Annotated in this window: 8 protein-coding genes; 6 read left to right on the plus strand and 2 right to left on the minus strand. The window is 64.6% G+C overall.

Features of this window, described 5'->3' with window-relative positions:
* Positions 1 to 138: 138 nt before the first annotated feature.
* A complete protein-coding gene (locus QGV55_RS01045) occupies positions 139 to 1,323 on the plus strand; it encodes an acetyl-CoA C-acyltransferase (RefSeq protein WP_281018736.1) in 1,185 nt (394 codons plus the stop codon).
* 82 nt (positions 1,324 to 1,405) lie between these two features.
* On the opposite strand, the gene QGV55_RS01050 is transcribed toward QGV55_RS01045, so the two are convergent.
* Complete coding sequence (locus QGV55_RS01050; RefSeq protein ID WP_281018735.1) at positions 1,406 to 3,847, minus strand: DUF4962 domain-containing protein; 2,442 nt, start codon at positions 3,845 to 3,847, stop codon at positions 1,406 to 1,408.
* A 260-nt stretch (positions 3,848 to 4,107) separates the two neighbouring features.
* Here QGV55_RS01050 and QGV55_RS01055 point away from each other — a divergent pair, with 260 nt between their 5' ends.
* The 5 genes from QGV55_RS01055 to QGV55_RS01075 all read left to right on the plus strand — a co-directional run bounded on the left by QGV55_RS01055 (position 4,108) and on the right by QGV55_RS01075 (position 10,956).
* The gene (locus QGV55_RS01055) at positions 4,108 to 5,283 is read left to right on the plus strand and encodes a glycosyltransferase family 4 protein (protein WP_281018734.1); all 1,176 of its coding nucleotides are present in this window, start codon (positions 4,108 to 4,110) and stop codon (positions 5,281 to 5,283) included.
* The gene (locus QGV55_RS01060; RefSeq protein ID WP_281018733.1) at positions 5,283 to 7,298 is read left to right on the plus strand and encodes an alginate lyase family protein; all 2,016 of its coding nucleotides are present in this window, start codon (positions 5,283 to 5,285) and stop codon (positions 7,296 to 7,298) included. The genes QGV55_RS01055 and QGV55_RS01060 overlap by 1 nt, the downstream gene beginning before the upstream one ends.
* Before the next feature lie 91 nt (positions 7,299 to 7,389).
* Complete coding sequence (locus tag QGV55_RS01065) at positions 7,390 to 8,703, plus strand: UDP-glucose/GDP-mannose dehydrogenase family protein (RefSeq protein ID WP_281018732.1); 1,314 nt, start codon at positions 7,390 to 7,392, stop codon at positions 8,701 to 8,703.
* 14 nt (positions 8,704 to 8,717) lie between these two features.
* On the plus strand, positions 8,718 to 9,911 hold the full coding sequence (locus QGV55_RS01070; RefSeq protein ID WP_281018731.1) for a glycosyltransferase family 4 protein: 1,194 nt from the start codon (positions 8,718 to 8,720) through the stop codon (positions 9,909 to 9,911).
* 184 nt (positions 9,912 to 10,095) lie between these two features.
* Positions 10,096 to 10,956 carry a VanZ family protein gene (locus tag QGV55_RS01075; protein ID WP_281018730.1) on the plus strand — a complete coding sequence of 287 codons (861 nt, stop codon included), beginning with the start codon at positions 10,096 to 10,098 and terminating at the stop codon, positions 10,954 to 10,956.
* Between the two features lie 32 nt (positions 10,957 to 10,988).
* Here QGV55_RS01075 and QGV55_RS01080 read toward each other — a convergent pair whose 3' ends face one another.
* Entirely contained in the window at positions 10,989 to 11,417 is a 429-nt protein-coding gene (locus tag QGV55_RS01080; protein WP_281018729.1) for an MmcB family DNA repair protein, read from the minus strand.
* Positions 11,418 to 11,444: the final 27 nt, after the last annotated feature.

Raw genomic sequence — 11,444 nt, forward strand, 5'->3', positions numbered from 1 at the left:
GCTCCCATGGCAGGCATTCGCGAGGCCACGGACCAAGGCGCAATTCGGTTTTGTCCCGGACGACAGGCCGCGCTATGTTCCGCGCAGCAACTGACGCTGAACGACAGGACCTGTCACAGAAACAAGGGGAGATCACTCATGGCTGATGCAGTCATCGTTTCAACCGCCCGGACGCCGATCGGCAAGGCGTTCCGTGGTGCGTTCAACAATACCGGTGGCGCCGAGATGGGCGGCCATGTGGTGAAGCACGCCGTGGAGCGTGCGGGCATCGAAGGCGCGGAAGTCGAGGACGTGCTGATGGGCTGCGCCAATCCGGAAGGCACCACCGGCGGCAACATCGCCCGCCAGATCGCGCTGCGTGCGGGTCTTCCCGTCAATGTGCCGGGTGCCACGGTCAACCGCTTCTGCTCCTCCGGTCTGCAGACCATCGCCATGGCGAGCCAGCGGATCATCGCCGACGAGGCCGATGTGCTGGTCGCCGGTGGCCTGGAGTCGGTCAGCCTGGTGCAGAACGAACATGCCAACCGCTACCGTTCCAAGGACGAGTGGCTGGAGAAGACCCACCCGGGCATCTACTACTCGATGATCCAGACGGCGGAAGTCGTGGCCAACCGCTATGGCGTAAGCCGTGAGTATCAGGACGAGTACGGTCTGCAGTCGCAGATGCGCACCGCCGCGGGCCAGCAGGCCGGCAAGTTCGATGACGAGATCGTGCCGATGACCACGACCAAGATCGCCACCGACAAGCAGACCGGCGAGACCTCCGAGGTTCAGGTGACCCTGGACAAGGACGAGGGCAATCGCGCCGACACCAACATGGAAGGCCTGTCCTCCCTGAAGCCGGTGATCGGTGACAATGGCTTCATCACGGCCGGCAATGCCTCGCAGCTTTCCGACGGTGCCTCCGCTGCCGTGGTCATGAACGCCAAGGTCGCCGAGCAGAAGGGTCTGCAGCCGCTGGGCATCTTCCGTGGCTTTGCCGTTGCGGGTCTGGAGCCGGACGAGATGGGCATCGGCCCGATCTATGCCGTGCCGAAGCTGCTGCAGCGTACCGGTCTGAAGATGGACGACATCGACCTCTGGGAACTGAACGAGGCCTTCGCGGTGCAGGTCCTGTATTCGCGCGACAAGCTGGGCATTCCCAACGAGATCCTGAACGTCAACGGCGGCGCGATCTCCATCGGTCACCCCTTCGGCATGTCCGGTGCCCGCATGGTCGGCCACGCCCTGATCGAGGGCAAGCGTCGCGGCTCCAAGTACGTCGTCTGCACCATGTGCATCGGCGGCGGTCAGGGGGCCGCGGGCCTGTTCGAGGTCGCGTGATCTGACTGACCCGGACGCCTCCGGGCGTCTGGCCGAACGAGTAGAGGAAGGGGCGGTGTCCGCAGGGATGCCGCACCTTCTTCTATTCCTGCTCCCGCGCCGCGATTTCCAGCGGTGGGACCTTGCAGACCTGTGGGCTGCTGGTCGGGCCGAGCGGGGTTGCAATGCCGCCGTTCGCGTCGATGGAGACCTGGTGACCGGCGATCTGCAGGGTGAAGCCGCCGCCGGGTTTGGCCGCCACGGCTTCCGCCACATTGCCCTTGCAGCCCAGATCGACCGCGACGAGGAATTCGGCTGAATTCACCTTTGCCGTCGTGGCGATCGTGGCATGCCATTGCGGCTGCCAGTCGGGTACGAAGAACTCATCCGGGTTCGCGGGGAACTCGCTGGTCTGGCCGATACCGAAGTCCGGCGCACTGAGCACCGTGAAACAGGCCTTGCCCTCACCCTTGGCGATGTTGAGGCCATTGGCGCCCTGACGCTCGATCTCGGTCCAGCTGTGCAGGTTCCACTCGAAGCGGCGCGGGGTTTCGGAGGCAAGATCGTCGTAGATCAGCGCCACGTCGGGCCTGAGGTACATCATCGTGCGCACCGCCCGGCTCAGCTCGCCCTTGTAGGACGCAGTGGCATCGCCGACCGCCATGTCCATGTCACCGCAGCGCGCGAAGTTGCGCAGTGCGCCCTGGGCGGAGCGGTCCTGATACGGCTGACCCTCACCCCCGTCGTAGGTGATCGCGTTGTGGGCCTTGGTGCGCATGGTCCAGCTCTCGTGGTGCGCCGATTTCCAGGTGTCGTAATAGCCACTGTCGATGGCCAGCGACTCGCCGCGACCGTTGATGATGAAGCTGTTCTGGTCCGCATGGGAATGGTTGAAGGAACCATAGGGGCTGGACTTGAACAGGATCGAATAGCGGTCCGGATCGTCCAGATCACTGTGCATCGCCACCCAGCCGATGGAGGGGAATACGGCCGTGTCGGGCAGGGATACATGCTCCTCCGCCACGAACGGCTTCGCGGGCTGGTAGAGGGGGCCATAGAGGTGGACGAAATATTCCTCGTCGGTCTCGGCCTCGTTCCAGAGGGAGGCCAGGCGGCGGCTGATCGGTGTGTCCACCCGCTGCAGATAGAGCTTCGACAGCAGGCTCCAGGCCGTGGAACGTTCATACTCGCCGCCGTCACCGAAAGCGCTGTTCGGCGTGCCTGGCGGGATCAGGTAACTGAAGAAGATGCCGGCCTGCTTGGGCCAGCCCATGTTGACCGGATCGACACCGATCGCATTCCGCAGCACGTCCCAGTACTGCATGCTGTTCATCGCGTCCCAGACACCATAGTTGACGCCATTGCCGAAGCCGCCGTCGTCGCCGCCCCAGGGATTGTTGGTGGCCAGATAGATGGGATAGGTGCGGAAGAACCAGTTCTTGGCGCGGGGCGAGTCACCGGCCAGCAGGATGGCGATCGCGGTGATGGCACCGGCCTGGCGGAAACCGTGACTGTTGTAGGGCTTGCGTTCCAGCTGGCGGCGCGGATCGACGATGTAGCGGTCGAACGCGGCCTGCGTCCGGTATTCGATCATCTTGATCGTCTCGGCCTTCTGCTCGTCGGTCAGCCAGCGCTTCGTGATGTCATAGGTCAGGGCCAGCGTCAGGGAGATGCGCAGGTTCGACAGGTCCGACGACCGGAGACCCGTCGAATGGTCTGGGTCCCATGACAGCAGGTTCGCCGCCCTTCGCCAGCTCTCGCCCAGCGTCGCCTCGTCCCGTGTCAGCCAGTAGGTATAGGTGAGCGCGGACAATCGCACGGTGGCGCGATTGACCTCGCTGGCAATGAAACGGGCCACGCGGATACGCTCGTAGAAGTCCTCCACCTCGAAAGTCGCGACCGGCGGCTCCTTGGTCAGTTCGTCACCGATCCACTTCTGCTCGACCGTCCGCTTGACGCTGTTGAACAGCGGCTTGCGCTCGCCCTGCCGCAGGTCACGGCGCAGCAACCCGAATTCCTGTTTCGGCGGCATCGCCCGGGGATTGCGGCGGTCCAGCGCAAGTTTCCAGGCTTCCGAGACCGACGGGGCGACAAAGACATGGGCATGCGGGTGAATGGTGAACGTCCGCCATTCACTCCAGTCCCCCGCGGGCTGGCCCGCGGGCCAGAGGCGCGCGCGCCAGCGCCAGTTTCCCTTCGCCAGTGGCGCGTCGAGCATCAGGTGGTTGTCCGGCGTCAGACGATGGACGCGGGTGCCGTCCTCATGGAGGATCTCGAGCTCATAGGTCGTGTCCACGGCATCATAACGCCAGTGAAACACTGGCGGATTCTGTGCGGCGATGGTGCCGTTGGCGGGATAGACCGGAAATTCCAGCGCCGTCTGCGGCGACAGGAAATCAGTCACTTCCTGCGGTTTCGGCAAACGCTGCACGTAGTCCAGCCAGACATCGATATTGCTGCCCTTTGTCTCGGCACGGGACGCCGTCACGATGCAGATTGCGAGTGCGGCGAGGGCCAGTGCACGAAAACCGGTGCGAAATTCCATCAGGTATCTCCTGCGATGTCGTGCGGGGGGCGCATCCCGTTCCCGCATTCAAGTTTCCTGCCGAGTGTCCGATCCGGTGCTGCCTGGCGGCGCGGAAGTGCTGGTCTGTTGCGGATTCCCATCCATCGTCCGGTTGACAGTTGTCATCATCGCGCCCTACAGGGGCAGCATGTGCACTTCCGCGCGGAATGCTCAGCTTATAGCGTCCGGTCGCGGGTGATGGCCACATCCTGCTGTGACCACGGCCAGACGGGGAAACGATGACTGCCCAGAGTGACAAGTCAGCGGAACCGGTCCGAACGCGATCCGGCGGGAAGCCGCGCGTGCTGCTGGTGGGGCCGTTTCCGCCGACAACCGGTGGCGTGACCACCTTCATGCTGAACCTCATGGGATCGGACCTGGCGGAGCGGTTCGAATTCGTTCCGCACACCACATCCCGTCCACCGAAGAAGAACGTGGTCGACAACTATGGCTATGCCGCGATCCTGAAGGGCGGTGTGCTGCGCCTGTTCATCGCCGCTTTCGCGACGCTGTGGCACCTCGTCTCCTTTCCCTTCGTGCTCTGGTTCCGGCGCATCGACATCGTGCAGATCCAGTCCTCGGACTTTCAGACCTTCTGGGAATCCTGCGTCTATCTCTGGATGGCCAAGCGTCTGGGGCGGCTGACGATGATGCGCCTGGGCGGCATCTTCGATCAGTTCTACGAGGGGTCGTCCCCTCGGATGCAGCGGGGTATCCGTGCCGGGGTGGCGTCGCCCGATATCCTGATCGTGCAGTCGGAGGGGTGGCGGGACTATCTGACGGGGCTTGGCCGCACCGGGCCGATGCTGATCCTCTACAATTCGGTGCCGAGATCATCGGTGGTATCGCTGGATCAGGCCCGCAACGAGATACCGCTGTTCATCTTCGCGGCGGGGACGGAGGGCAAGCGCAAGGGTGCCTATGTGCTGATCGAGGCGCTGCAGCGGCCCGACATGGCCGATATCGCCGCCGAGTTACATCTTGCGGCGATTATCGAGCCGCTGGAGTCTCAATTCGCGACTGCCGCCCTGCCGCAGCGGATCACGCGCGAGGGCTATCTGGCGCATGCGGACCTGCTGCAGCGGATGCGCAGCGGTGACGTCTTCCTGATGCCATCCTATGGCGAGGGCTTTCCCAACAGCCTGCTGGAAGCCATGGCGGCAGGGCTCGCGCCCGTGGTCACCCCGGTCGGTGCGGTGCCGGAGATCGTCACCGACGGCAAGGACGGACTGGTCATTCCCGCAGGCGATGCGGATGCACTGGCAGGGGCGATCCGGCGTCTGGTGGATGATCCCGCGTTGAGACTGCAACTGGCACGATCCGCGCAGGAGCGTGTGCGGCAAACCTTCGTTGCCGAGGTCGTGCTGGAGCGACTGGCGGCGGCATATCTGGAACTGCTGGCACGGAAGGCCTGATGGCAACCGGACATGGAAGCAGCGAGAATCTGGTGCGACTGGTGCGCAAGGCGCGCTGGTACCGCAACCGGCTTGCCGCCATGTCCGCCGCCGAGATCGCCCACCGGATGGAGGAGCAGGCGCGGCGGCGCATCAGCCGGATCTACCTGCCCGGATCGGTCACCGGTTTCAACGGTGCGGGCTTTGACCTGCCGGTCTGGCCGGGGCTGGCCGACGGGGTTGGCCGCATCGCCGGGGATGCGGGGCTGCTTTCCGGCTGGGCCGAGAATGCCCGACTGGTACGTGCGGGAGAACTCTCGTTCCTCGGCATCGACTGGCCGAAACCCGACGGGGCCGCGGCGGATGCCCTGCCGGACTGGCATCTGGACCCGGCAACGGGACAGCGCTGGCCCGATGACCGTTACTGTTTCGACATTTCCTATCGGCATGCGGATGAGTTCGGTGACGTGAAGAACGTCTGGGAACTCTCGCGCCTGCAGTACCTGCAGCCTGTCGCGGCCTATGCCCTGGTGTCGGAGGATGCGGCCGCCGTGGCCGTCTGCGAGGAACATCTGACATCCTGGGTGGCGGCCAATCCGGTCTACCGGGGGGTGCACTGGTCATCTGGGATCGAGGTGGCCTTCCGCATCGTCAGCATGCTGGTGATCCTCAGCCTTGTCGGCAGCCAGTTCCGCGCGGAGGCCCGCGCAACGCTGATGCGCAGCCTCTATCAGCACGGCTGGTGGCTGGCGCGGTTCCCGTCCCGTCATTCATCCGCCAACAATCACCTGGTGGCGGAGGCCGGAGGGCTCTTCATGCTGGGCGCACTGTGCCCGGGTCTGCCAGGCGCGCGCCGCTGGGCGGATTATGGCCGCGCGGTGCTGGAACGGGAATGCCAGCGCCAGATCCACGCTGATGGGGTCGGCGCGGAACAGTCGCCTGCCTATGCCGCGCTTACCGTGGAATGGCTGTTGCTGAGCGGTGATCTGGGACGAAGGCTGGGCCAGGGTTTCAGCCCTGATTTCTGGGCCCGGATCGCCCGGGCCGGCGGATTCCTGAAGTGGATGACGGATTCCGCAGGCCATCAGCCGCGCATCGGCGATGACGATGACAGTCATGTCTTCGGCAACGGCATGGGGGTCGAGCCCACCATCAATTCCGTCATGGCTGCGGTTGCGCAGGCCACGGACCGGCCCGAGATCAGTCCCCCCGTCCCTGTCCGGCACCTGCGCCATGCCCTGATGCCGGCACCGCCCCCGAACGGCATCTGGCCCGGTGGCTTCCGGCATTTCAGCGAAGGCGGCTATTCCGTTCAGCGGCATCTCGGCAAGGGCGCGGCGGATCATCTGCTGGTCTTCGACCATGGTCCGATCGGCTATCTCTCCATTGCCGCGCATGGCCACGCCGACACGCTGTCGGTCTGGCTGCATGTGGAGGGGCAGCCGGTCCTGATCGATGCCGGCACCTATCTCTATCATGCAGGCCACGCCTGGCGGGACCACTTCCGGGGTACGGTGGCGCACAACACGCTGACGCTCGGCGGGGAGAACAGTTCGGAGATCTCCGGTCCCTTCAACTGGGCGCGCAAGGCAGAGACACGCGTTCTGCGCGTGAATGACTCGCCCGACGACTGGCTGGTCAGCGCGGAACATGACGGTTATCAGGCCAGCCATGGAATCGCGCATGTCCGGACAGTGGAACGCGCCGGGCCGGGGCTCTACCGCATCACCGATACCCTGCGCGGACATGCGGCGCCCCAGCGGGTGGAGATCGGCTTCCTGGTCTCGCCCACGTTCGAGGTGGAAGCTGCGGGGACCGGTTTCCGGATCCGCGACGAACGGGGCGTGGTCCTGACCATCCGCCATGCGGGGGGGCTGGCGGGGTGGCTGGAGACCGGTCGCTCCGGGCCGGAGCGTGGCTGGCATTCGCCGTCCTTCGGGGTGCGCGCGCCCGCGCCGCGTATCGTCTTCGCCGGGGAACTGACAGTGGGCCGGGAAGCGGTCTTCGACCTGGAGATCCACGAGGTCGGACAATGATCGCTGTACCGGTGGTGATTGCACCACCTTGGCCGGTCTCTATGATCCGCCGGGCGAGCAATGGAATGCGACAGCATGAAGGGGTCTTCACATGCGTCTGAGTATCTTCGGGATGGGCTATGTCGGCAATGTTTCAGCCGCCTGTTTTGCGGCCGACGGCCATACGGTCATTGGTGTCGATCCCAACGCGGTGAAGATCGACCTGATCAACCAGGGCGCGTCCCCGATTGTCGAACCGGGGCTGGCGGAACTGGTGACGGACGGCGTGCGTTCCGGTCGGCTGCGCGGCACCACCGACGCGGCGGAGGCGATTGCGGAGACCGATCTGTCGCTGGTCTGTGTCGGTACGCCCAGCCAGGTGAACGGCAATCTGGACCTGACCTATCTCGAACGCGTCTGCGCCGACATCGGCGCCTGTCTGAAGACCAAGCACGCGTTTCATGTGGTGGTCGTCCGCTCGACCATGTTGCCCGGTACGATCCGGGAAACCGTGATCCCGGCGCTGGAAGCGGCATCGGGCAAGGTCGCCGGCAGGGATTTCGGCGTCTGCAACAACCCGGAATTCCTGCGCGAGGGTTCCGCCGTGCGCGACTTTCGCGAACCGCCCAAGACGGTGATCGGCGAGAGTGATCCGCGCTCTGGCGACATGCTGGCCAGCCTCTATGCCGCGCTCGACGCACCCATGATCCGCACGGATATCGAGGTCGCGGAGATGGTGAAATATGCCGACAATGCCTGGCACGCGGTGAAGGTCACCTTCGGCAACGAGATCGGCGGCATCTGCAAGCGCCTTGGCATCGACAGCCACAAGGTCATGGACATCTTCTGCCAGGACACCAAGCTCAACATCTCGAAGAACTACCTCCGTCCCGGTTTTGCCTTCGGTGGTTCCTGCCTGCCGAAGGACCTGCGCGCCATCACCTACAAGGCCCGTGAACTCGATCTGCCGGTGCCGATGCTGAACGGCGTGTTGCCGTCGAACCGCTGGCAGGTGGAGGCGGGTGTCGAGATGGTGCTGTCGAAGGGCAAGCGGAAGGTCGGAGTCCTCGGTTTCTCCTTCAAGGCCGATACCGACGACCTGCGCGAAAGTCCGATGGTGGAAGTGACCGAACGGCTGCTGGGCAAGGGCATCGACCTGAAACTCTATGACCGCAACGTCAGCATGGCCCGGCTGACCGGTGCCAACCGCGATTATATCCTGAAGACGATCCCCCATATCTCCAACCTGATGGTGGAGACGGTGGACGAGGTTCTGGATCATGCCGAGGTACTGGTGGTCGGCAATGGCGATGCCGCCTTCCGTCAGGTGCCGGACCGGATGCGCGACGGCCAGCAACTGGTCGATTTCGTGCGTATCAGCGAGGGGCCGAGCATCGAAGGCCGCTATGACGGCGTCGCCTGGTAAGGCGGATCGACAGCGTGTCCCGTCCCCGTCGCATCCTGTTCATCGTCGAGAACCTGCCGAGCCCGTTTGACCGGCGGGTCTGGCAGGAGGCGACGACGCTCCACGCCCATGGCTACGAGGTCTCGATCATCTGCCCTACCGGCAAGGGCTACGAGAAGAAGTACGAGACCATCGACGGTATCCACATCTACCGCCACAACCTGCCGCTGGATGCGCGGGGGGCGCTGGGTTACCTGCTGGAATATTCCGCGGCCCTGTTCTGGGAGTTCTTCCTGACCTGGAAGGTGCTGCTGACCCGGGGTTTCGACGCGATCCATGCCTGCAACCCGCCGGACAACATCTTTCTGGTCGGCGGCTTCTTCAAGCTGTTGCTGCGCAAGAAGTTCCTCTTCGACCACCACGACATCAATCCGGAGCTCTACGAGGCCAAGTTCGGCCGACGCGACATCTTCTACCGGCTGATGCTGTTGTGGGAGCGCTGGACGTTCCGCACCGCCAGCGTCTCCATCGCCACCAATGAGAGCTATCGCCGGATCGCCATCGAGCGGGGCGGCATGGACCCTGACCGCGTGCATGTGGTCCGCTCCGGCCCCAGTCTGGAGCGACTGAAGATCATCCCGCCGGTTCCGGCGCTGAAGCAGGGCCGCGCGTTCCTGGTCGGTTATGTCGGGGTGATGGGCGCGCAGGAAGGGCTGGATCTGCTGCTCGAATCCGTCCGCTACATCGTCCATGACAAGGGGCGCACGGATGTTCATTTCGGTCTCGTCGGTGGCGGGCCGGAACTGGAGGTGCTGAAGGCACAGGCGGTGGAACTGGGCGTCGCCGAATATGTGACCTTCACCGGCCGGGTACCGGATCAGGACCTGCTGGAGATGCTCAACACGGCGGACGTCTGCGTCAATGCCGACCGCTTCAACGCGATGAACGACAAGTCCACCATGAACAAGATCATGGAGTACATGGCCCTCGGAAAGCCCATCGTGCAGTTCGACCTGACGGAGGGCCGGTTCTCCGCTGCCGAGGCCTCGGTCTATGCGAAGCGCAATGATCCGGTGGACATGGCGGAACAGATCCTGGCGCTGCTGGCCGATCCCGAGCGTCGGGCGGAGATGGGGCAGTTCGGCCGCACCCGCGTGGAGAACGAACTTTCGTGGGAGCACGAAGTCCCGCGCCTGCTGGCCGCCTATGACGACCTCTTCAGCCGCTGACCGCGGGCTTCCCGCTGCACCGTTCCTGATCGGTGCGACCCTGTTGCTGGTCTGTCTGACACTGTTGCACTTTCATGGCATGCCGAGATTCCAGCCTGCCGGTCAACCGGTCAGCCTTCTTGAAACGGGTCCGGTACGCCTGGACGCCAGCGATCATGATTCAGCGTTTGCACGCCTGGAGATCATGTACCCCAGACAGGGGGCGGCGTTCCTGCAGATCGAGTCGCGGCTTGCGGCAACCGGCATTGTGCGCGGTGACCGGAGCTGGCAGCAGGGGCGGCTGGTCGCGCTCCAGGTCAGGCCGGACGGTCGGCTGCAGGTGGATCTGCCGCATGTGGTGGCGCGTCTGAGCGGGGATCGGCCCGGCCGAATCCATCGCGCCACCTTCCGCATGGCGGATGATACCGTCGCGGTCCTGCTGCGGGCGGAGATCCTGAGCACGAAAGGCACACTCGACCTGCAGAGCCTGCGGCTGAAGCCCCTGGAGGAACGCCCCGGTTTCTCCAGGGGATCGATGTTCATTGCCGGGTGCTGGCTGTTGCTGGCACTGATGATCAGTGGCTGGGTCTTCGGCTCGGTCCGGCAGCGTCGCTGGCGTCCCGGACTGGTCTATCTGGTGGCTGCCCCCGTGCTGCTGCTCAGCGCGGCCCCGGCTGCGCTCACCGGGCCGCTCAGGCTCGGCGTCGCGCGCAGCCTGGACCTGGCAGGCATGGCGGGACACACCGGCCGCGCGGCGGAGGCCGCCCTGTCGACCAACCTGTTCTCGCTGGCAAAGACGGGACATGTGCTGATGTTCGCAACGGTCGGGATCGCCTTCGTGTTTGCAATCGGCTGGCGGCGGGCCGTGGGGGTACGTCGCCTTCTTCTCGCGCTTGGTCTCACGGCGTGTTTCGGGCTGGTGGCGGAGATGCTGCAGCTCTTCAGCCCGAACCGAACGGCAACCCTGTTCGACGTCTCGGTCAATCTGGCCAGCGGAACCGGAAGCGTCCTGATTGCCACCCTGGCGCTGCTGCTATGGAACAGGCTGGGCAGGTCACGTCACTGACCGTCCATCGGGTGGGACAGCCGCAGCGGCACTCACACAGCCGACATTTCCAGGTTCAGACGGGTGAGCCGTTCAGCGGCCATGCGCGCGAACCGAAGTGTCACCGCCTTGCGCCGGGCGGCGTTCAGCCTCAGGTCGGGTGCTTCCCGAACGATGGCTCCGTCATAGGTGTCGGCGATGATCAGGCCGCAGTCGTCGGGAATGATCTCCGCCGGAAAGTCAGGCGGCACCGCGAAGAAGAAGCGGTCGCAGAAATCCCGATACTCCTGCCACTTGGCATCCGAACGATAGTCGGGAACCGAGGATTTCACCTCCACGATCCAGACGGTCCCGTCCCGCCCGATGGCCATCACGTCCGCCCGGCGGCTGTTGCGCAGGGTGACCTCCGTCAGGGCGGGCCGGTCATGCTGCGCCAGCATCCGCACCACCCCACGGGCGATGGCGACACCATCAGGTCGCATGGGAACATTCGGGAACATATCATGATC

It is taken from the genome of Minwuia sp. IMCC3009 (assembly GCF_029909415.1).
Lineage (GTDB): Bacteria > Pseudomonadota > Alphaproteobacteria > Minwuiales > Minwuiaceae > Minwuia.

What these genes read in the sequence shown, in the direction of transcription:
- QGV55_RS01075 (WP_281018730.1), top strand. Translation starts at nt 10,096, where the DNA reads ATGTACCCCAGACAGGGGGCGGCGTTCCTGCAGATCGAGTCGCGGCTT.
- QGV55_RS01060 (WP_281018733.1), top strand. Translation starts at nt 5,283, where the DNA reads ATGGCAACCGGACATGGAAGCAGCGAGAATCTGGTGCGACTGGTGCGC.
- QGV55_RS01045 (WP_281018736.1), top strand. Translation starts at nt 139, where the DNA reads ATGGCTGATGCAGTCATCGTTTCAACCGCCCGGACGCCGATCGGCAAG.
- QGV55_RS01080 (WP_281018729.1), bottom strand. Translation starts at nt 11,417, where the DNA reads ATGCGACCTGATGGTGTCGCCATCGCCCGTGGGGTGGTGCGGATGCTG.
- QGV55_RS01065 (WP_281018732.1), top strand. Translation starts at nt 7,390, where the DNA reads ATGCGTCTGAGTATCTTCGGGATGGGCTATGTCGGCAATGTTTCAGCC.
- QGV55_RS01055 (WP_281018734.1), top strand. Translation starts at nt 4,108, where the DNA reads ATGACTGCCCAGAGTGACAAGTCAGCGGAACCGGTCCGAACGCGATCC.
- QGV55_RS01050 (WP_281018735.1), bottom strand. Translation starts at nt 3,847, where the DNA reads ATGGAATTTCGCACCGGTTTTCGTGCACTGGCCCTCGCCGCACTCGCA.